At 64.5% G+C, this 19,367-nt stretch carries 27 protein-coding genes and 1 riboswitch; of the genes, 18 read left to right on the top strand and 9 right to left on the bottom strand.

Features of this window, described 5'->3' with window-relative positions; genetic code table 11:
- Positions 1 to 6 precede the first annotated feature (6 nt).
- On the top strand, positions 7 to 1,335 hold the full coding sequence (locus Q2941_RS07035) for an ATP-binding protein (RefSeq protein ID WP_027522391.1): 1,329 nt from the start codon (positions 7 to 9) through the stop codon (positions 1,333 to 1,335).
- Between the two features lie 55 nt (positions 1,336 to 1,390).
- Here the strand turns inward: Q2941_RS07035 and Q2941_RS07040 are convergent, their stop codons facing one another.
- The gene (locus tag Q2941_RS07040) at positions 1,391 to 1,609 is read right to left on the bottom strand and encodes a hypothetical protein (RefSeq protein ID WP_156944220.1); all 219 of its coding nucleotides are present in this window, start codon (positions 1,607 to 1,609) and stop codon (positions 1,391 to 1,393) included.
- Positions 1,610 to 1,849: 240 nt separating this feature from the next.
- Here Q2941_RS07040 and Q2941_RS07045 point away from each other — a divergent pair, with 240 nt between their 5' ends.
- The 6 genes from Q2941_RS07045 (at position 1,850) to thiC (ending at position 7,456) form a co-directional block, all read left to right on the top strand.
- Positions 1,850 to 2,380 carry a transglycosylase SLT domain-containing protein gene (locus tag Q2941_RS07045; protein ID WP_027522393.1) on the top strand — a complete coding sequence of 177 codons (531 nt, stop codon included), beginning with the start codon at positions 1,850 to 1,852 and terminating at the stop codon, positions 2,378 to 2,380.
- A 134-nt stretch (positions 2,381 to 2,514) separates the two neighbouring features.
- Positions 2,515 to 2,643, top strand: a riboswitch (TPP riboswitch).
- Positions 2,631 to 3,641 (top strand): FAD-dependent oxidoreductase, encoded by a 1,011-nt coding sequence (locus tag Q2941_RS07050; RefSeq protein ID WP_458192018.1) that lies wholly within the window; start codon positions 2,631 to 2,633, stop codon positions 3,639 to 3,641. It overlaps the preceding riboswitch by 13 nt.
- On the top strand, positions 3,632 to 3,829 hold the full coding sequence (gene thiS / locus Q2941_RS07055; protein ID WP_027522395.1) for a sulfur carrier protein ThiS: 198 nt from the start codon (positions 3,632 to 3,634) through the stop codon (positions 3,827 to 3,829). Before Q2941_RS07050 ends, thiS begins: the two co-directional genes overlap by 10 nt.
- 195 nt (positions 3,830 to 4,024) lie before the next feature.
- A complete protein-coding gene (locus Q2941_RS07060; protein WP_027522396.1) occupies positions 4,025 to 4,807 on the top strand; it encodes a thiazole synthase in 783 nt (260 codons plus the stop codon).
- Positions 4,794 to 5,423 (top strand): thiamine phosphate synthase, encoded by a 630-nt coding sequence (locus Q2941_RS07065; RefSeq protein ID WP_458192019.1) that lies wholly within the window; start codon positions 4,794 to 4,796, stop codon positions 5,421 to 5,423. Before Q2941_RS07060 ends, Q2941_RS07065 begins: the two co-directional genes overlap by 14 nt.
- Before the next feature lie 134 nt (positions 5,424 to 5,557).
- Positions 5,558 to 7,456: a phosphomethylpyrimidine synthase ThiC gene (thiC, locus tag Q2941_RS07070; protein WP_458192020.1), complete on the top strand. Its 1,899-nt coding sequence runs from the start codon at positions 5,558 to 5,560 to the stop codon at positions 7,454 to 7,456.
- 236 nt (positions 7,457 to 7,692) lie between these two features.
- Here the strand turns inward: thiC and Q2941_RS07075 are convergent, their stop codons facing one another.
- Positions 7,693 to 8,238: an HD domain-containing protein gene (locus Q2941_RS07075; protein ID WP_458192036.1), complete on the bottom strand. Its 546-nt coding sequence runs from the start codon at positions 8,236 to 8,238 to the stop codon at positions 7,693 to 7,695.
- A 99-nt stretch (positions 8,239 to 8,337) separates the two neighbouring features.
- Between Q2941_RS07075 and Q2941_RS07080 the strand changes: the two genes are divergently transcribed.
- Positions 8,338 to 8,880 (top strand): mismatch-specific DNA-glycosylase, encoded by a 543-nt coding sequence (locus Q2941_RS07080; RefSeq protein ID WP_254111165.1) that lies wholly within the window; start codon positions 8,338 to 8,340, stop codon positions 8,878 to 8,880.
- Positions 8,881 to 9,047: 167 nt separating this feature from the next.
- On the opposite strand, the gene Q2941_RS07085 is transcribed toward Q2941_RS07080, so the two are convergent.
- The gene (locus Q2941_RS07085; protein WP_458192021.1) at positions 9,048 to 9,485 is read right to left on the bottom strand and encodes a VOC family protein; all 438 of its coding nucleotides are present in this window, start codon (positions 9,483 to 9,485) and stop codon (positions 9,048 to 9,050) included.
- Positions 9,486 to 9,636: 151 nt separating this feature from the next.
- On the opposite strand from Q2941_RS07085, the gene Q2941_RS07090 reads away from it, so the two are divergent.
- Positions 9,637 to 10,329 (top strand): glutathione S-transferase family protein, encoded by a 693-nt coding sequence (locus Q2941_RS07090; RefSeq protein WP_254111164.1) that lies wholly within the window; start codon positions 9,637 to 9,639, stop codon positions 10,327 to 10,329.
- A 141-nt stretch (positions 10,330 to 10,470) separates the two neighbouring features.
- Here Q2941_RS07090 and Q2941_RS07095 read toward each other — a convergent pair whose 3' ends face one another.
- Positions 10,471 to 10,905 (bottom strand): hypothetical protein, encoded by a 435-nt coding sequence (locus tag Q2941_RS07095; RefSeq protein WP_027522402.1) that lies wholly within the window; start codon positions 10,903 to 10,905, stop codon positions 10,471 to 10,473.
- A gap of 389 nt (positions 10,906 to 11,294) precedes the next feature.
- On the opposite strand from Q2941_RS07095, the gene Q2941_RS07100 reads away from it, so the two are divergent.
- The 4 genes from Q2941_RS07100 to Q2941_RS07115 all read left to right on the top strand — a co-directional run bounded on the left by Q2941_RS07100 (position 11,295) and on the right by Q2941_RS07115 (position 13,356).
- Positions 11,295 to 11,678: a RidA family protein gene (locus tag Q2941_RS07100; RefSeq protein ID WP_458192022.1), complete on the top strand. Its 384-nt coding sequence runs from the start codon at positions 11,295 to 11,297 to the stop codon at positions 11,676 to 11,678.
- 291 nt (positions 11,679 to 11,969) lie between these two features.
- Complete coding sequence (locus Q2941_RS07105) at positions 11,970 to 12,227, top strand: hypothetical protein (RefSeq protein WP_027522404.1); 258 nt, start codon at positions 11,970 to 11,972, stop codon at positions 12,225 to 12,227.
- Between the two features lie 249 nt (positions 12,228 to 12,476).
- On the top strand, positions 12,477 to 12,731 hold the full coding sequence (locus tag Q2941_RS07110) for a hypothetical protein (RefSeq protein ID WP_027522405.1): 255 nt from the start codon (positions 12,477 to 12,479) through the stop codon (positions 12,729 to 12,731).
- 91 nt (positions 12,732 to 12,822) lie between these two features.
- A complete protein-coding gene (locus Q2941_RS07115) occupies positions 12,823 to 13,356 on the top strand; it encodes a hypothetical protein (protein ID WP_458192023.1) in 534 nt (177 codons plus the stop codon).
- A gap of 107 nt (positions 13,357 to 13,463) precedes the next feature.
- On the opposite strand, the gene Q2941_RS07120 is transcribed toward Q2941_RS07115, so the two are convergent.
- Together Q2941_RS07120 and Q2941_RS07125 are read right to left on the bottom strand one after the other, a co-directional pair.
- Complete coding sequence (locus Q2941_RS07120; protein WP_027522407.1) at positions 13,464 to 13,952, bottom strand: J domain-containing protein; 489 nt, start codon at positions 13,950 to 13,952, stop codon at positions 13,464 to 13,466.
- Positions 13,953 to 14,086: 134 nt separating this feature from the next.
- Entirely contained in the window at positions 14,087 to 14,251 is a 165-nt protein-coding gene (locus Q2941_RS07125; RefSeq protein WP_458192024.1) for a hypothetical protein, read from the bottom strand.
- On the opposite strand from Q2941_RS07125, the gene Q2941_RS07130 reads away from it, so the two are divergent.
- The 3 genes from Q2941_RS07130 (at position 14,250) to Q2941_RS07140 (ending at position 16,095) form a co-directional block, all read left to right on the top strand.
- Positions 14,250 to 15,017, top strand: coding sequence for an SDR family NAD(P)-dependent oxidoreductase (locus Q2941_RS07130; RefSeq protein ID WP_254111161.1), 768 nt, complete (start codon positions 14,250 to 14,252; stop codon positions 15,015 to 15,017). The genes Q2941_RS07125 and Q2941_RS07130 overlap by 2 nt on opposite strands.
- Positions 15,018 to 15,200: 183 nt before the next feature.
- Positions 15,201 to 15,449, top strand: a complete 249-nt coding sequence (locus Q2941_RS07135; RefSeq protein WP_027522409.1) for a helix-turn-helix domain-containing protein — start codon at positions 15,201 to 15,203, stop codon at positions 15,447 to 15,449.
- A gap of 121 nt (positions 15,450 to 15,570) precedes the next feature.
- Positions 15,571 to 16,095 (top strand): collagen-like domain-containing protein, encoded by a 525-nt coding sequence (locus Q2941_RS07140; protein WP_458192025.1) that lies wholly within the window; start codon positions 15,571 to 15,573, stop codon positions 16,093 to 16,095.
- Positions 16,096 to 16,108: 13 nt separating this feature from the next.
- Here Q2941_RS07140 and Q2941_RS07145 read toward each other — a convergent pair whose 3' ends face one another.
- The 3 genes from Q2941_RS07145 to Q2941_RS07155 form a co-directional block, all read right to left on the bottom strand.
- On the bottom strand, positions 16,109 to 16,327 hold the full coding sequence (locus tag Q2941_RS07145) for a hypothetical protein (RefSeq protein ID WP_458192026.1): 219 nt from the start codon (positions 16,325 to 16,327) through the stop codon (positions 16,109 to 16,111).
- Positions 16,328 to 16,414: 87 nt separating this feature from the next.
- Positions 16,415 to 16,681, bottom strand: coding sequence for a DUF2277 domain-containing protein (locus Q2941_RS07150; RefSeq protein ID WP_027522412.1), 267 nt, complete (start codon positions 16,679 to 16,681; stop codon positions 16,415 to 16,417).
- Positions 16,682 to 16,775: 94 nt separating this feature from the next.
- The gene (locus Q2941_RS07155; protein ID WP_458192027.1) at positions 16,776 to 17,468 is read right to left on the bottom strand and encodes an ArsR/SmtB family transcription factor; all 693 of its coding nucleotides are present in this window, start codon (positions 17,466 to 17,468) and stop codon (positions 16,776 to 16,778) included.
- A gap of 143 nt (positions 17,469 to 17,611) precedes the next feature.
- Between Q2941_RS07155 and Q2941_RS07160 the strand changes: the two genes are divergently transcribed.
- The gene (locus Q2941_RS07160; RefSeq protein WP_458192028.1) at positions 17,612 to 18,019 is read left to right on the top strand and encodes a nuclear transport factor 2 family protein; all 408 of its coding nucleotides are present in this window, start codon (positions 17,612 to 17,614) and stop codon (positions 18,017 to 18,019) included.
- 169 nt (positions 18,020 to 18,188) lie between these two features.
- The gene (locus Q2941_RS07165) at positions 18,189 to 19,250 is read left to right on the top strand and encodes an alpha/beta fold hydrolase (RefSeq protein WP_458192029.1); all 1,062 of its coding nucleotides are present in this window, start codon (positions 18,189 to 18,191) and stop codon (positions 19,248 to 19,250) included.
- Positions 19,251 to 19,367 lie beyond the last annotated feature (117 nt).

Genomic DNA, 19,367 nt, shown 5'->3' on the forward strand with positions numbered 1-19,367 from the left:
CCCGCCATGAGTTTGTTCGGGTTCTTCCATCTCAGGAGCATCGGCGGACAGATCGCCGCCCTCGTCGTTGCGTCGATCATCGCGCTTCATCTGATCCTCACCGGCAGTTTCCTGATCAGCCGGCCGGACCGCGCCGAGATGCCGCCGGACAGCTCGCATCAACTGGCCAATGCCGCCCTGCTGCTCGGCAGCGCAGGCGCGAGCGAGCGGCCGCGGCTGATCGCCGATATCGCCCGCGCGTTTCCCACGCTCGACATCGTCGAGCTCGCGCCAGGAGCGGCCGCTGCAATCGAGGACACCGAAGGCCAGCACCTGCACGGGATGCGCCGGCATCTCGGTCACGGCTACAAGGTGATGGCGCTATCGCCCGAGGGCGGCGAGCACCGGGTCGGCGTCCAGTTGCCCGACGGCACGATGATTGCCGGTCGTGTCGAGCCGGGGCCGCGGCCGCCGCGCTTCTGGGGCGGGCCGTGGATGATAACGCTGCTGTTCGTGCTGATCAGCGTCACCATGCTGGGCTTGTGGGCCGCGCATGCGCTCGCTCGCCCGCTGTCATCCTTTGCGCGCGCCGCCGAAGGTTTCAGCCTCGACGGCACCGCCGAGCCGCTGCCCGAGCGCGGGCCCGAGGAGATCCGTTCCGTCGCGCGCGCGCTCAATCGCATGCAGGAGCGGATCGCGGGACTGATGGCCGACCGCACAAAAATGCTGGCGGCGATCAGCCACGATCTGCGCACGCCGATCACGCGGCTGCGCCTGCGCGCTGAATTCATCGAGGACGAAGGCAACCGCAAGCGCATGCTGATCGATCTCGACCAGATGCGCACGATGCTGGAATCGGTGCTGTCGCTGCTGCGCAACGACCGCAGGCTCGAGGCGGTGACGCTGGTCGACATCGCAAGCACGCTGCAGCTGATCGCCGATCAGTTCGCCGACATGGGCCACACCGTGCATTACGACGGCCCCGCCTCGGCGACCGCCGCGGCGCGGCCCGATGACCTGCATCGCGGCGTCACCAACCTCGTCGAGAACGCGGTGCGCTACGGCGCCGAGGTCACGATCCGCCTCGACGTCGCCGGCACCAAGCTGACCATCGACGTCGAGGACGACGGTCCCGGCATTTCCGACGAGCGCAAGCAGGCGATGCTGGAGCCGTTCGTGCGCGGCGACGACGCGCGCAACATGGACGACACCACCGGCTTCGGGCTCGGCCTCTCCATCGCACGTGCGATCGCGATCGCCCATGGCGGCGAGCTGTCGCTGCATGACCGCCAGCCGAATGGCCTGATCGTGCGCATGCAGCTGCCGGTCTGGCAGCCGAACTGCCTGGCAGCGTAGGCGCCTGCTTCACCTCTCCCCATGGGAGAGGTGTAAGGAGATTATGCGCGCCGCTTCAGGCGGCGAGCGCATGCTCGTGCGCCGGCTCGTCGTAGATCGCGATCGCCTCGAAGCGATAGCCGCAGGCGCGGCATTTCCAGAGATAGGAGACCCGGCCATTGCCCGGCTCGATCCAGTCGGGGTGCGCGATCGGTGTGCCGCATTGCGCACAGGGATTCTGCCTGGGGATGTCGCCGATGTCCGCTTGAATCAGGTCAGAGTGCGTCAGGGTCATGGCACGTCTCCCGATACGTGTGTTTCTTATCTGTTGTTGGGCAGGTGCGCGAATGGACAGGCCCGCTGTCGCGTGCGGCCTCAGCCTGCTGCACCTCACCTGCGGAAAACTTAACGCATGTTTAAGTCGTAAAGACGACGTCGCGACCGAAATATTTTACGGCGACGTTTCGCCACATCATCGCCGTGTTCCACAGGCCTAACGCGCACAGTGCAGGTCACTTAGACCGAGAGATATTCGATGAAAACTTTAATCGTTGCCGCCGCAATTGCGGCCGGACTGTCATTGCCGCACGCGGCAGTCGCGGGCGAAGCAGAGTACGCCGAGATGGTTGCGGCGCATGCGCGCGCGAACGGCGTGCCGGAAGCGCTGGTGCATCGCGTCATCATGCGTGAAAGCCGCTATCAGCCGCATCTGATCGGCCATGGCGGCACGATCGGGCTGATGCAGATCAAGCTCGCGACCGCCCGCGGGGTTGGCTACACCGGCGACGCCGCCGGCCTGCGCGATCCCGAGACCAATCTCACCTATGCCGTGAAATATCTCGCCGGCGCCTATCGCGCCGCCAATGGCGATTACGGCCGAGCCATTCATTATTATGCAGGCGGCTATTACTACGCCGCAAAGCAGCAGCGGCTTCAGGTGGCGCAGCAGGCGGACGCGTTCGGCAACGCCTGGCTCGAGCCGAACGGCAATCCGCAGCCGATGTTCGCCCCGCGCAAGCGGATTGCGCGAAACGTCGCCAGCGCCCGTGCGCAGGTTCCCCACTAGTCACCGTCATTCCGGGGCGGTCCGCAGGACCGAGCCCGGAATCTCGAGATTCCGGGTCTGGCGCTTGCGCGCCATCCCGGAATGACGGTGATTTGACGACCACGTTGACACACAGCGTCGCTGGCATACATTAGCGCCGTTCCGAGGGGAGCTCCGAGGAGGAGCTGAGATACCGCTAAATGGGAGGGAACGCCCAGGACCGCGGTGACCCTTTGAACCTGATCCGGGTCATGCCGGCGAAGGGACAGGGATGTACCAGACGACCAAACGACCGGATTCACCGGTTTCCATCATCGGCGCAGGCATCGCAGGAGCCTGGCAGGCCCTGTTGTTCGCGCAGGCCGGCCATTCCGTCACTCTGCACGAGCGCAGTGACGCGGCCATGACGGACGCCACCAGCCACTGGGCCGGCGGCATGCTCGCGCCCTATTGCGAGGCCGAGGTCGCCGAGCCCATCATCAGCCGGCTGGGCCTGCGCTCCCTCGACATCTGGCGGCGCGAATTGCCGGATACGCCGTTCAACGGCTCGCTGGTCGTGGCGCTCCCGCGCGAGCGCAACGACTTCGAGCGCTTTGCGAGGATGACGGAGGGCCATCAGCGGCTCGATGCCGCCGGCCTTGCCGCGCTCGAGCCGTCGCTCGAAGGGCGCTTCCGCGAGGCGCTGTTCTTCCCGACCGAGGGCCATGTCGAGCCGCGCCGCGTGCTGCCGAAGCTGCACGAGCGCATCCGCGCCGCCGGCGGCACCATCAAGTTTTCCAGCGACGTCAGCGCCAAGGATCTCGACGGCATCGTGATCGACTGCCGCGGCCTCGTAGCCCGCGACGAGGCGCCATGCTTGCGCGGCGTCAAGGGCGAGATGATCCTGATCGAGACCGACGAGGTCCAGCTTGCCCGCCCAGTGCGTCTGATCCATCCGCGCTGGCCGCTCTACGTGATCCCGCGCGAGGCGGGCCTGTTCATGCTGGGCGCGACCTCCATCGAGGCGGAGGACACCGGCGTCAGCGTCCGCTCGGCGCTGGAGCTTCTGGGCGCGGCCTATGCGGTGCATCCGGCCTTTGGCGAAGCCCGCATCGTCGAATTCGGCTCGGGTCTTCGCCCCGCCTTCCCCGACAATCTGCCGCGCATCGGCGTTCGCGGCGACAGGATCGCGGTCAACGGGCTCTATCGCCACGGCTTCCTGATCGCGCCGGCGCTCGCCGAGCTGACGCTCGCCTACGTCGAGCGCGGCCAGATCGACAATGAGGTGATGCAATGCGCGTGATCATCAACGGCGAGCAACGCGAGGTGATTTCGGCAAGCGTCGGCGCGCTGCTCACCGAGCTCGACTACGAAGGCACGCATTTCGCCATCGCGCTCAACTACGACGTGGTGCCGAAAAGCCGCTGGGCCGAGACCAGCCTCAAGGCCGGCGACGAGATCGAGATCATCACGCCGCGGCAGGGAGGGTGAGGTGATGCGGGCACGCTCGCCGACAACCACTCCGCTGATGTTGCGCGAGCACACGCCGCACACTCCGCTGTCATCGCCCGGCTTGACCGGGCGATCCAGTACGCCGCGGCTTCTCCCTGTCACGGCACGGCCTCTGGAATACTGGATCCCCGCTTTCGGTGGGATGACAGCGATCACTAAGGAGACACCTTGGACATGGTGACCTTCTACGGCAAGTCCTTCGCCTCCCGCCTCCTGATCGGCAGCGCGCTCTATCCCTCGCCTGCGATCATGCAAGGAGCGATCCGCGCCTCGGGCTCGAACATCGTCACCGTGTCGCTGCGGCGCGAGGCCGCCGGCGGCAAGACCGGGGACGCCTTCTGGAACCTGATCCGCGAGCTCGACGTCACGGTGCTGCCGAACACCGCCGGCTGCCGCAGCGTGCGCGAAGCCGTGACCACCGCAAAGCTCGCGCGCGAATTGTTCGGAACGTCCTGGATCAAGCTCGAAGTGATCGCCGACAACGACACGCTCCAGCCCGACGTCGTCGGCCTGGTTGAAGCCGCCGCCATCCTGATCAAGGACGGCTTCGAGGTCTTCCCCTACTGCACCGAGGATCTCTCCGTCGCGAACCGCCTGGTCGACGCCGGGTGCAAGGTGGTGATGCCGTGGGCCGCGCCGATCGGCAGCGCCAAGGGCATCACCAATCGCGACGCGCTGAAACTGCTGCGCGAGCGGCTGCCGGACATCACGCTGGTTGTCGACGCCGGCATCGGCGCACCGAGCCACGCGGCGCACGCGCTCGAGCTCGGCTATGACGCCGTGCTGCTCAACACCGCGATCGCGAAAGCCGCCGATCCCGTCGCGATGGCGAACGCCTTCCGCCTCGGCGTCGAGGCTGGTCGCACCGCTTATGAAGCCGGGCTGATGGACGCCCGCGACTTCGCCTCCCCGTCAACCCCCGTCGTTGGGACCCCGTTCTGGCATGCCGTATCCTGATCGCAACGCGTATCCTGATCCCTTCTACGCGGTCGTCGACAGCCTCGCCTGGGTCGAGCGCCTGGCCAAGCTCGGCGTCGGCACGATCCAGCTCCGCGCGAAAAATCTGAACGACGCGGAGGCGCTCCAGATCGTCACCGACGCGCTCGCGCTGACTGAGGGCACGCCAGCCAAGCTCGTGGTGAACGACTATTGGCGCGCGGCGATCGTCGCCGGCGCAAAACATCTGCATCTCGGCCAGGAGGATCTGGTCGACGCCGACCTCAAGGCCATCCGCGATGCCGGCCTGACGCTTGGCATCTCCACCCATGACGACGCGGAGCTCGCGACCGCGCTCGCGGCCGAGCCCGACTATGTCGCGCTGGGCCCGATCTTCTTCACCACGCTGAAATCGATGCGCTTCGAACCGCAGGGCATTCCAAAAATCACCGAATGGAAGAAGCGCATCGGCAGCATCCCACTGGTCGCGATCGGCGGCATCAAGTTCGAGCACGCCGCGGAGATTTTTGCGGCAGGCGCGGATTCCATCGCCGTCGTCAGCGACGTTACGCAAAACGCCGACCCCGATGCGCGGGTGCGGCAATGGCTCGGGCTTAGTAGCAAGGAGGCTGCGTGAAGAATTTTCCACCAGCGTCATTCCGGGGCACGCGAAGCGTGAACCCGGAATCTCGCGCCACAACGTCGAGATTCCGGATCGGACCGCGTATCGCGGTCCGTCCGGAATGACATCAAAGGAATAAGGAGGATCCCATGAACATCCGCTCGAACCCCGACAAGACCATCCCCGCCGTCACCACCGGCCCCCTCGCCTCCTCGCGAAAAATCTTTGCCTCCCCCGAGGCTGCGCCCGATCTGCGCGTGCCGCTGCGCGAGATCATCCTCTCGGAAGGCGCAGGCGAGCCGAACCTGCCGGTCTATGACACGTCCGGCCCCTACACCGATCCCTCCGTCACGATCGACGTCAACGCGGGCCTGTCCCGCAACCGCAAGGCCTGGGTGCTGGAGCGCGGCGGCGTCGAGGAATATGAGGGCCGCATGATCAAGCCGGAGGACAATGGCGGCGTCTCCACCGAGAAGGCGGCGCGTGCGTTCAGCGCCTATCACAAGCCGCTGCGTGGCCTCGACAGCCACAAGATCACGCAGCTCGAATTCGCCCGTGCCGGCATCATCACCAAGGAGATGATCTATGTCGCTGCGCGCGAAAACCTCGGTCGCAAGCAGCAGCTCGAGCGCGCGGAGCAGGCGCTAGCCGACGGCGAGAGCTTCGGCGCCGCGGTGCCCGCCTTCATCACGCCGGAGTTCGTTCGCTCCGAGATCGCGCGCGGCCGCGCCATCATTCCGAGCAACATCAACCACAGCGAGCTCGAGCCGATGATCATCGGCCGCAACTTCCTCACCAAGATCAACGCCAATATCGGCAACTCGGCGGTCACCTCGTCGGTCGAGGAAGAGGTCGAGAAGATGGTGTGGGCGATCCGCTGGGGCGCCGACACCGTGATGGACCTCTCGACGGGCCGCAACATTCACACCACGCGCGAGTGGATCCTGCGCAACTCGCCGGTGCCGATCGGCACCGTGCCGATCTACCAGGCGCTTGAGAAGTGCAGCGGCGATCCCGTCAAGCTGACCTGGGAGCTCTACAAGGACACGCTGATCGAGCAGTGCGAGCAGGGCGTCGACTATTTTACGATCCACGCCGGCGTGCGCCTGCAATACATCCATCTCACCGCCAACCGCGTCACCGGCATCGTGTCGCGCGGCGGCTCGATCATGGCGAAGTGGTGCCTGGCGCATCACAAGGAGAGCTTCCTCTACACGCATTTCGACGAGATCTGCGATCTCATGCGCAAGTACGACGTCTCGTTCTCGCTCGGCGACGGCCTGCGTCCGGGCTCGATCGCTGATGCCAACGACCGCGCGCAGTTCGCCGAGCTGGAGACGCTTGGCGAGCTCACCAAGATCGCGTGGGACAAGGGCTGCCAGGTCATGATCGAGGGCCCCGGCCATGTGCCGATGCACAAGATCAAGATCAACATGGACAAGCAGCTCAAGGAGTGCGGCGAGGCACCGTTCTACACCCTGGGGCCGCTGACGACAGACATCGCGCCGGGCTATGACCACATCACGTCAGGCATTGGCGCTGCCATGATCGGCTGGTTCGGCTGCGCCATGCTCTGCTACGTCACGCCGAAGGAGCATCTCGGCCTGCCTGATCGCAACGACGTCAAGACCGGCGTCATCACCTACAAGATCGCCGCCCACGCCTCCGATCTCGCCAAGGGCCACCCGGCCGCCCAGCTCCGCGACGACGCGCTCTCCCGCGCCCGTTTCGAATTCCGCTGGACCGACCAGTTCAACCTCGGCCTCGATCCGGACACCGCAAAGAGCTTCCACGACGAGACCCTGCCGAAGGAAGCCCACAAGGTCGCCCACTTCTGCTCGATGTGCGGTCCAAAGTTCTGCTCGATGAAGATCACGCAGGACGTGCGCGATTACGCGGCAACGCTGAACGATCCGAACAATGTCGGCATGTCGATGGCCGGCACCATCGAGGACGGCATGGCCAAGATGAGCGAGAAGTTCAAGGAGATGGGCTCAAGCGTGTATCTGGATGCAGAGAAGGTGAAGGAGAGCAACAGGGCGTTGTGAGGCTCTCCGCTCGTCGTGTCCGAGCTTGACCCGAACATCCATCGAAAGTGAAGAAGCCGGGCGAAAGCCCGGCTTTCTGTTTAACGCCTGCGGAGAAGCCAGCTCGTAGGGTGGGTTAGCGGAGCGTAACCCACCACTTTGGCATCCGAAATCTCACCAGAAGTGGCGGGTTACGCCTTGCGCCGTCGCGTGTTGAAAGACCGCGCTTGTGAGCGGCTAACCCACCCTACGCAGCCTCAGCTCAACGACGCCAATTCACGCGCGAGATTTTCGCGGGCGCGCCGATCATAGATCGCGGCGAAGCCGGCATCGGGATAGATCACCGGGCGGACGGCGAACTGGCGAAGCACCCTGGCGCGGCCGGCGCGATAGTCCGCATCGCTGACATGGATGAACTCCTGCCGGATGGCGGCGGCATAGGCATCGTAGCGCTCCGGCTCTGCGCCGAGAATGCTGAGGTCGATCGAGATCAGGACCGCCCCAAGGCGATCATCTGCCTTAACCTCGTGCGTTTTCGTCAGACGGATCAAGCGACCGACCTCGTGGCGAAGATGGACGCCGACGTGCCGTTCGGCCAGTTCGGCGCTGAGCTCTTCATTGTCCGATCGGATTGGATCGTAGACAACGTCGTGCCACCAGATCGCTTCCGACAAGACCTCGCGCTCGCGCACTGAGAGCCCTTCCACCTGCGCCAGCGCAGCAAGACAGTCCTCGATATGCGCGAGGTTGTGATAATGGCGGCCAGGTGCCGCATAGGCGGCAGCCAATTCTTCGCGATTCATCACCAGGGTATAGGACGCGAAGGGTAGAAATGGTAGCCGTCGGTCCGAGCCGCCGGACGAACGTTTCGCCCGTCGCATGCAAGTTCATTGGCCTTTTCGATGTCCGACAGCGATCTGCACCGCCTCCCCGACCAACTCCGTACCAACCTCCGCCTCGTCTTCGTCGGCACCGCCGCCAGCACGCGCTCGGCCGCCCTCGGCCACTACTACGCCCATCCCGGCAACCGCTTCTGGCGCGCGCTCCACGAGGTCGGCATCACGCCGCGCCGCTATCAGCCGAGCGAGTTTGCCGCGTTGCTCGAGCTTGGGATCGGCTTCACCGATCTGTCCAAGTCGGGCGCCGGGATGGACCACCAGATTCCGGCTCAGTCGATCGATGTGGCGAGGTTTCGGATCAAGATGGAGCGGTATCGTCCGAAGACCATTGCCTTCACGAGCAAGAAGGCTGCGAGCTTGTTCTACGGCAAGCCGTCCGCGATAATCCCGCTGGGCAGGCAGCAGAGCGACGGGCACTTTCCCAACGTGTTCGTGCTCGCCTCGCCGTCCGGCGCTGCGTCCGGCCATTGGACGTTGCAGCCCTGGCGTGAGCTTGCGGCGTGGATCGCTTCGTTGGACGTTCAACGGGCACAGACCTCATCCTGAGGAGACCGCCACCGGGTCCGCGCAAAGCGCGGCCCGATGACAGGCTCCGCGGTCGTCTCGAAGGATGGCCGCGGGCGATGTGCGGGCCTTCATGGTTCGAGACGGCGCTTCGCGCCTCCTCACACCATGAGGGTTTGGCTTCCTCAGTGCCGCCACGCGCTCACCCCTCATCCCGCATACGCGCGGTCCAGATCCGCGATCACGATCTTCTTCATCTGCATCATGGCCTGCATGACGCGACCCGCCTTGGTGCGATCGGGGTCGCCGAGGTAGCGGCCGAGCGCGGTCGGGATTACCTGCCAGGACAGGCCGAACTTGTCCTTGAGCCAGCCGCAATTGGATTCCGCGCCGCCGTCGGCGGTGAGCTTCGCCCAGAAATAGTCCACCTGCTCCTGGGTCTCGACGCTGATGAAGAACGACACCGCCTCGTTGAAGCGGTATTGCGGCCCGCCATTGAGTGCGTTGAAGCACTGCCCTTCGAGCTCGAACACCGCCATGAAATCGCTGACGGTCTCGACCTCAGCGTTGGGGAACACCGACTTGTAGAAGGCGACGGCCTCGGGGACGTTGTTGTCGAACCAGAGAAACGGCGTGATGGAGGTCATGTTTCGGCATCCTTGATGCTGGGATGGGACGTGCAGGCGCGGGCCCGCCCGGAGGACGAACAAGAGGTCCGACATCCGACGGGCACGGGATCATTTTTTTCGGCCATCCTGTATGATGGGCCCGGAGTTGTCCGTCGAGGAGCCGCCACCCATGCTGACCCTCTATTCCTACCCCCAACTTTTCGGCGTCGCCGACAACAACGGCTACGGCCTCAAGGTCTACGCCTTCCTGAAGCTTGCCGGCGTGCCGTTCGTGCACGAGCACGTGTTCGATGCCTCCGCCGCGCCGCGGGGGCAGCTGCCTTATGTCATCGACGACCGTAAGACGATCGGCGACAGCGAGACCATCATCGCGCATGCGATCGCGAAATATCGCCTGACCATCGATGCCGCGCTGTCACCGGAGCAGCGACGGACCAATCTCCTCGTCACGCGCATGCTGGATGATCTCTACTGGGTGATGTCGTATTCGCGCTGGAAGGACGAGCGCTATGTCCAGGCGTTTTGCGATGCGTTCATGACGCAGCATCCGAAAGTGGATGCGGCGGGGCTGGAGAAGGCAAAGGCCTACAACGCGCAGCGCTATTATTTCCAGGGCATCGGCCGCTACACGCCCGAGCAGGCCTATGCGCGGGGGCTTGCCGATCTCGAGGTGCTGGCCGAGATCGTACCGGCGGGAGGCTTCGTGCATGGGCCGGCGCCGACCAGCGTCGATGCCGGCATCTACGGCTTTCTCGCCAACATCCACTTCTTTCCGATCCCGACGCCGCTGAAGGCCTTTGTCGATGCGCACGAAAATCTCGTCGCGCATTGCGAAAGGATTCATGCGGCGGTCGGTTCGTAGTTCGTAGGGTGGGCAATGCGACTTGTCCGCCGTAGCTCGAAGAGCGAAGGCGGAAGCGTGCCCACCACTTCTGTCTCAGTCAAGGAAAGATGGTGGGCACGGCGCTGACGCGCCTTTGCCCACCCTACAACCCAGCCTCGCTTATCGCATAGTGATCGCGAGGCCGCTGAGGTCCGCATTCGCCATCAGGCCGACTTGCGTGCCGGAGAGCTCCAGCACGGCGCCCTTCTGGTTGGTCAGCACGATGGCGCGGGCACCCGCACCCACTGCAAGGCCGGCACCGGCGGCGCCGTAGACGCCGGCGACGTCCGAGGGGCGATTGATGTTGCTGACACGGCCGCGCAGCACGGTCTTGGAGCCGCCGAAGACGAGGCCGTAGTCGAGGCCGCCGGTCGAGAGCGAATAGGCGCGGCCGCGGAAGTTGAGCACGCCCGAGCCACCCGAGCCGCCGATGATCCAGCCCGCCTTGTAGATCGTGAGCGTCACGAAGCCGCTGTCGGCCTGCGCGGCCGTGGAGAGGCCGGCGAAAGCGGCGATGGCGACAAGCGCGGCGCGAAAGCTGGATGCGAACTTCATGAGGTGGCTCCGGAAATGTTTGGCGGGGGAAAGCGAATCAGGACGCGCGAATCTACCCGATGGATCGCGGCGGCAAAATGTTCGGATGCGACAGCAGTACGCACAATGCGTCCCCTCTCCCCGTTCTTGCGGGAGAGGCGAAGGAAAGAGTGCCAGGATAGAATTCTGCCGGTGATTTGCCCGACGTGTCAACCGCCTTTTCGGTCTTCCCGAATGTCACCTTTCCGCCCATCTCTGCTTTGCATGGGGTTGTTTTCGACATTTTCATCGGAGCGGGGCCGCGGCGGTCTTTCCGGCCGTGGAGAGGCGCCAGAAGCGCGGATGTCGTTGCAAGTCCCTCACATGCAGCTAGGCTACCGCAATCCGCAATTCGGGCTCGGAGGCCTCCCATGCCGATCCAGCATTTCCCGCCCCCGCCGCACGTCAAGGCGCCGCCGCTCTCCTTTGCCACCCGCGTCGGTGACCTCCTGTTCATCTCGGGCATCCCCGGCTTCGACGCCCATGGCGCGCTGCCGGAAGGCTTCGAGGCCCAGTTCGCCAATGTCGTCATCAACATCAAGCGGGTGCTGACGGAAGCTGGCGCGACGGTGCATGATCTCGCCAAGGTCAACGTGCTGCTGACGCGCGCCGCCGACGTCGCGGCGATGAATGCGCTCTACGCCGGTGCGTTCGGACCGCCGCCCTATCCAGCGCGAACCACCTGCGTGGTCCACGCGCTGCCGGACCCGAGGATGCTGATCGAGATCGAGGCGGTGGCGTCGCTGGCGAAGTGACGAGCCGATGCCGGCGCAAGCAGCAGCGCACCAGCGCCTCCCCATGGTCATTGCGAGGAGCTCTTGCGACGAAGCAATCCAGGCTGTCGCCGCGGAGAGATTCTGGATTGCTTTGCTGCGCTCGCAATGACGAGATTGTTGCAGCGATATGTTTCCACGTCACGACCTGAAGGCTCTGCGCATCCGGTCCCCTGACATATGCGTGAACGGCGGCGGCATCGGCTTGCATCGCACCGGCTTTTGCCGCACGAGTTTTGCGGACTTCACGCGTCAACAAGGGGATATATTTCAATGCGTCGCGTTCTTGCTGTTTGTGCCGTTGCCGGCATCGCCTCGTCGGTCTTTGCCGTGCCGGCGTCCGCCAAGGTCGGCTATTACGTGATCCGCTGGGACAACACCGGCATCTGCCAGATCTGGAACGAGGACCTGCGCTACAAGCCGACGGAGTGGCCCTCGACCTACAAGGTGGTCAGCAAGTCGTTCCCGACCTTCACGGCCGCCAATGACGTGCAGCTCAAGCTGCGGGGCGAGCGCCGCTGCACGCTGTAAGCGGAAAGCGATAGATCATCGATTTTGCGAGGCGGATGCGCTGATAGCGTCATCCGCCTTTTCGTTGGCGGTCTCGTTAACCCTCATTTTCAGCCAAATTCCTGCAATTTCCAGCCGACCGGCTTTGAACCTGTTGCGCCCAGGGAACTACTCACCTGTTGTCCGGGCCGCACCCTCTAAACGGCCCGCGCCACGCCTCCCCAGACATTGTCGGGAGGAGCATCACATCGTTCATTTGAGGAGCTATCCATGCGTCGTTTTTCCATGCTGTGTGCCGCTGTCGGCGTTGCTGCTGCTGCCTTCGTCGCCACCAGCCCTGCTGAAGCCGCCGGCTATCACCTGATCCGCTGGCAGAACACCGGCATCTGCCAGATCTGGGACGAGAGCATTCCGACCACGCCGTGGCCGTCCGACTTTCATCGCGTCAGCCACTCCGTGCCGACCTTCGTCGACGCGCTCGCTTTGAAGGAGCATGCGCTGAAGAAGGGTCACTGCACCCTCTAAGCTTTCGTTGATCGGCGGATCTTTGAGAAGCGGGCAAGGGCGCGAGCCGCGTCCTTGCCCGTTCGCATGTTTGACAAAGGGGGACGGCTTGATGCGCACCGCAATGACGAAGGCCGCAGTTTTCGGACTGTCGCTTCTGGGGCTGGCGATGCCGGCGCGAGCACAGGCCCCGCAATCCTTCCGCGTGATCTCGCCGATCTTCAGCCAGCTCGTCAGCTTCGCGATGCCGTCGAATTTTGCCGCGGTGTTCGAGAACACCAAGGGCGGCCACTATATCCGCGAGGCCGTGCTGAAGGGCGAGAGCGCGCAGGCCTGGACGCAGATGATCACGGTGACCGGCGAGAAAGGCGTCTCCGGTAATCCCGGTCTTATCCCGGAAAGGTTCGCCGGCAGTATCGCGGACGGCTTCAAGTCCGCTTGCCCCGAGAGTTTTGGCGCGAGGGGACTTGGCAAAACGAAATTCGGCGGCTTCGATGCATTCATCGCCCTGATCGGCTGCGGCAGTGTCGACACCGGCCCGGCCCAGCGAAACTGCGCTCTTGATCACCATGAAGGGCGACGCCGACTACTACACCATCCAATGGGCCGAGCGGGGACCCGCCGCCGACAAGCCGCCGCTCGATGACGAGAAATGGTCGGCGCGCCTGCGCGAGCTGCGCCCGATCGACCTCTGCCCGATCGTCGCAGGCGAGAAGGCGCCCTATCCGAGCTGCGTGAACAGAAGCTGACGCCTCACGCGTCCTTGTGCGCGCCGGGATGAATCAAAATATCCCGCGCGGCGGCGAGGTCGAGGAAGGCCTGCTCGCTGCCGCCGCGGTCGGGATGCATGGTCTTGGCGAGACGGCGATAGGCCTGGTGGATGTCATCGCAGGTAAGCTGCACCGCGAGCGGCAGGCCGAGCGTGCGGCGCGCGCGTTCTTCGTTGGTGAGCTTTTTCGGCAGCGCGTTGCGGCGGCCGAAGCGCGGGGCGGTCAGGCCGTGGATCACCTCGAGCACGACACCGAGGCGGCGCTGCGCCGCGACCGTGACGTCGTGGGCTTGCCCGTCATGGGCGGCCTGGCGCAGGATCGGAATCGCCTGCTCGGCCGCCTGGCGCAGCGTCGTGTCGGTGCTCGCACGGGCGATCTCGGCCGCAAGCCGGCCCGCCTCGTCCCAATCGACGGTGTGGGCGGTCCGCAGGCGTTCGAGGGCCAGCTTCCAGGATTCAATCCGATCCATCATGCGCGCAACACTTAGCAACGAAAGCCAGTATGCCAAGCGCGGCGTTTCCGACGTCTTAATTTCGGGTTAGCCTTTCGCGAAACTTCGACATGAATCCGGCACGAATCTCCGCGCATCCTGCCGGCACCGGTTCCTCAATGAGGCCTGATCGGCGTGTCGCGGCCGCGCGCTTCGTCCAAATCACGCGGCATCCAAAACGGGATGACAGCAACGCGCAAAGGTGGCTTGGCGTTTCGATTGGTTCGGTTTTGAATCAGCTTGTCGGCAACACCAGAAAAAAACCGTCGAGGAAGCGCCATGTCCCTGCTCGCCAACCACATCGCAGTCATCACCGGCGCAGGCTCCGGCATAGGCCGCGCGATCGCATCAGGCTATGCGCGCGAAGGGGCGCGCGTGGTGCTGTTCGACATCAACGCGGGCGCGGCAGCGGAGACTGCGGACACGATCCGCAGCGCCGGCGGAACTGCCGACAGTTTTGCCCTCGACGTCACCAGCCGCGAGGCCTGCTTTGCGCTGGCAAAGGAGGTTGCGGAAAAGATCGGGCAGGTCTCGATCCTCGTCAACAATGCCGGCATCACACGCCGCAACGCATTCACGGCGGACGCCGAGACGGTTGCGAAGGACTGGCAGGACATCATCTCGCTGAATCTCAACGGTGTCTTCAACATGACGCAGGCCTATCTCGCGCCGCTACGGGCAACGAAGGGCCGCATCGTCAATATCGGATCGATCCAGTCCTTCGTGCATCTGCGCACGCCGAGCTCGGCCGCCTACACCACCTCCAAGCACGGCGTGCTCGGCTTCACCAAGGCGCTCGCCGCCGAGCTCGGCAAGGAAGGCGTCCGCGTGAACGCGATCGGACCGGGCTTCATCGAGACGCCGCTGAATGCCCAGGTGCGCGCCACCAATACGGCGCTCGTGCAGGCTTTCGTCGATCACACGCCGCTCGGCCGCACCGGCAAGCCAGAGGATATCGTCGGACCTGCGATTTTCCTGGCGTCGGATCTGTCGGCCTTCGTCACCGGCTCGATCGTCATGGTGGATGGCGGCTACAGGACGGTGTGATCGGGCTACGCAGCTTGTGCCAATGGCGGCGGCTTTGCGGTTATCCCAAGGTGAATTCAAGCATTTCGCCGTTGTTAACCATCCGTTAACCAAACCCGGCCACCGTAGAACTACGGCTTGGGGGTCGTTTGTTCTCGATCCGCTTCCATCGATGGAAGCGGGCGTTGGTCGGGAGGTGTGTTAATGACCATTGTTCACTCGGCTGCGTCTTCGTCGGCTGCGCAGTCTCTTGCCCCCAATGAAATCGTACCGCTCCTGATTGGATCGACCGTCGGCGAGATCGAGCGCGAGCTCGTGCTCCAGACGCTCGCGCGCTGCGACGGCAACCGCACGCGCGCCGCGCGCGTGCTCGGCCTCTCCGTGCGCACGCTGCGCAACAAGATCCGGATCTACGCAGCCGAAGGCATCGACGTCCCCGCCTATCACGATTAGAGCGTGAGGCCACAGCCCCATCCGCCTTTGATGTTGACCGAGGCCACCAGAGCGACCCCGCGCAATTGCTGCTGTCGTGAAACGCCGCTAATTAACGGGCTTCTGAATCAGGAGCAGTGGCGTGGCAGACGATCAGGGGCGACAGGGTCCGCGTGGGCGGCAGGGCGAGCCGGGACGGCCGGGCCCGCAGGGACATCCCGGGCGGCGTGGCCCGGACGTTACACGCGGCAAGCCGGGGCCGCAGGGCAAGCCGGGCCCGGTCGGAAAGGCCGGACCGCAGGGCAAGCCGGGCGCGCAAGGCAAGCCGGGAGAGGCCGGTCCGCGTGGCCCCATCGGAGCGCAGGGGCCTGCCGGACCGCAGGGACCCGTTGGCCCGCAAGGCCCGCGCGGCGAGGCTGGTCCGCCCGGTCAGTTGCCCCAAATCGAGCAGGTGCTGCCATGGCTGGAGCAGCTTTTTGATGCCTGGGACGAGCGGCGCCGGCAGCGCGAACGCGAAGCCGCCGAGCGCGAGGCGCTGGAAGCCGCCGTCCAGGACGATGGCGAGACGGACGTCTTCGCCGATGACGACGGCGACGAGCCGGATGGCGACGACGATCACGGGAAAAAGAAGAAAAAAAAGAAGAAGCACGGCAACAAGGACAAATAGGCGCTGACCGCGCCTACCGCGCGGACGAATCGTCCTTGTGCGGCACCATGCCCATGCGCTCGAACTGCCAGCGCATGGCGCGGTACCAGACATAGCCGACCGCCGCTCCGGAGGCCGCCAGGATGACGACATTGGCGCTGCTGTGGGAGCCGCTCCACCACATCGTCCAGGTGGTCCACAGCACCGTGAAGATGACGGCACCGGCTTTCAGAGAGATCAGAGGGCGGCTCATGGTGATGCTCACGGTTCGCTCAAAAACTTCGGCGAACATCCTCGCGCGTCGCGAGGTCCTCGACCGTGAGAGAGGTCACGTAAGCCGCTAGCTGAAGCGCAGCCGCGAGCGCTCCTTCGCCTTCTCGGCCTCCACCGCGCGATCCCGCGCCGGCGCGTGGGTGTGCAGTGAGGTCAGAAGCCGCCGCGCCGCCTCCGACACCTCCGTCACCGCACGATCGAATGCCGCCTCATTGGCCTGCGATGGCTTGTTGAAGCCGGACAGCTTGCGCACGAATTGCAGCGCGCTGGCGTAAATCTCGTCCTCCGTCGCCGGCGGCTCGAAGTTGAACAGCGTCTTGATGTTGCGGCACATAAGTTCCTCCTGAAAGGCGCTTCGGTTCGAGGACGATCGGCGTCAGCCCGATGCTACATGCCGGGTCCGCCGATGTCATCGGCACCACGGTGGGTCAGAACGGAACGGGGACGCGAAGCCGCTCGAAGAAGGCGCGCCCCTTCGGCGTGAGACGAAGAGCACGTGGAATGCAATGCGGCACGAGCGCGTGCGTCTCGACCAGCCGCTTCAGGAGCGCATTGGCAAACGGGCCCGCTAGATGCGGAACACGCTCGGTCCAATCGTTGCAGAGGCGCATGTGAGGATCACGGCCCGGCTTGAAGTCGATCTCCTCGGTGCAACACCAGGCCAGGCCCTGCTCGGTGAGGGAGCCCTCTGTGCCACGCATCGCAATCAGTTCGCGGCACATCAGACCGTCCCGCAGCGCGACGCCGAGCTGACCCGCGAGATGGCAATAGCAGGCCCGCGACTGCCGGAGTGGCGTCGGCACGCTTCGCATGCGTTCGGCATGATCGGCCCTGATGGCGACATTGACGAGGTTCTCGATCAGGCCCGCGACCTCGTCGTCGGCAATCCGATAATACCGGAACCGACCTTGCCGCCACACCGAAAGCAGCCGCGACTCCGTCAGCTTCTGGAGATGCGCGCTGGCGCTTTGCGGCGACACGCCGGCTAGCGATGCGAGTTCCCCCGCGGGCAGCGCCTTGCCGCCGAACAGCGCACTCACCATGGCTTCGCGCGCGGGATCGCTCAAAGCCTCTGTGAGCCGCGAAAACCCTGATTGAACCGATCGTCGTGCGACCATCATCAGATACTCCCGACCCTGATCTGGGCCCCCCGCCGCGTCATCGCAATCATACCAAAGGCGGTCATTTCAGGATTCGGTGAAACTTTGGCGGCGCGTCCTCTGCGATCCTTGGGACATGTCCCTCGAATCCAGAGGATTACACCATGATCAACGAAGCCCACCAAAGGGATGCAGAACGCATATGCAAGCTGTGGGACGAAGCCCTCGGCGCCAAGGATCTTGAGGCATCGCTTGCGCTCTATGCCGATGACGCATCCATCGAAAGCCCGCTGGTCCGACATCTCATGAAGACCCCGATCGGCATCGTCAAAGGCAAGGACAATTTGGGCAGCTTCATTGCGCGCGTTTTCCAGACCAATCCGCCTCAGCGCAAGCGCTTCAAGCAAGGCTTTTTCACGGACGGCCGTATCGTCACCTGGGAATATCCACGCGTCTCTCCCGACGGCGACCAGATGGAGCTGGTCGAGATCATGGAGATCGACAAGGGCCTGATCCAGCGCCACAGGGTTTATTGGGGCTGGTACGCGCTCGGTTTTCTCAAGCACGAATGAGCCGGCGGGCTCGTTCGCCGGCTGCCTAAATATTTCCGTTTTGGCGATGCATCGCCGCGAAAAACGTTTTGACGGCCGGCCTTGTATCCGCTCTCGACCCTCGGGGCGATGCTGTTAGGATCGCCCTCGAAGCGGCCCGAATGAAGCGAGCTGCACAGGAGAGAGAACCATGAAAGCTTCGTGCGCGGCGCTATCGGCCGGCCTGCTGTCCATTTCGATGTCGGCGATGGCCGCCGACTATCCAGCCCCGAAGCAGGGCGACTGGGTCGCCAGGGATTTCAAGTTCCACACCGGCGAGACCATGGCGGAGCTGAAGCTGCACTACACCACGATCGGCGAGCCGACCGGGCAGCCCGTGCTGGTGCTGCACGGCACCGGCCAATCGGCCGCGGGCATGCTGACGCCGGCCTTCGCGGGCGAATTGTTCGGCGCCGGGCAGCCGCTCGATGCGTCGAAATATTACATCATCATTCCCGATGCGGTCGGCCATGGTAAATCGTCAAAACCGTCGGACGGGATGAAGACGAGCTTTCCAAAATATGATTACGACGACATGGTCAAGGCGCAGTACCGCCTCGTGACGGAAGGCCTCGGCATCAAGCACTTGCGCCTCGTGATCGGTAATTCCATGGGCGGCATGCAGACCTGGCTGTGGGGCGAGAAATATCCGCAAAGCATGGATGCGCTCGTGCCGATGGCCTCGCAGCCGACCGAGATGGCATCGCGCAACTGGATGATGCGGCGGATCATGCTCGACACCATCCGCAGCGATCCCGACTACAACGGCGGCAATTACACGAGCCAGCCGCGGATGATGAAATACGCCATCGTCGCCTATGGCATCGCCAGCATCGGCGGGACGCTCGCCTATCAGGCCCAGGCGCCGACGGCGGCGAAGGCCGACAAGATGGTCGACGAACGGCTCGCTGCACCAATCACCGCGGATGCCAATGATTTCGTCTGGCAGTGGGAATCCTCGCACGACTACAATGCCTCGGAGCCGCTGGAGCGGATCGAGGCGCCGCTGCTGCTGATCAACGCTGCTGACGACGAGCGCAATCCGCCGGAGACGGGCGTCACTGAAGCGGCGATGAAGCGGGTCAAGAACGGCCGCCTGTACCTAATCCCTGCGAGCACGGAGACGCGCGGCCACGGCACCACCGGCAACGCAAAGTTCTACGCCGAGCAACTCCGGCAATTGCTCCAGACCGCCCCGCAGCGGGCGATGTGAAAGCGGTGCGCGGCCGCTGATTTCGCATCGCATCAACCGCCGCGCATGCGCGCCGCCGCGATCGTGGCAATCCCGTCGGTCAGGCCGTGGTGTGGTACGTACACCATCGGGCCGCAT

This window comes from Bradyrhizobium sp. UFLA05-153 (genome assembly GCF_054185185.1).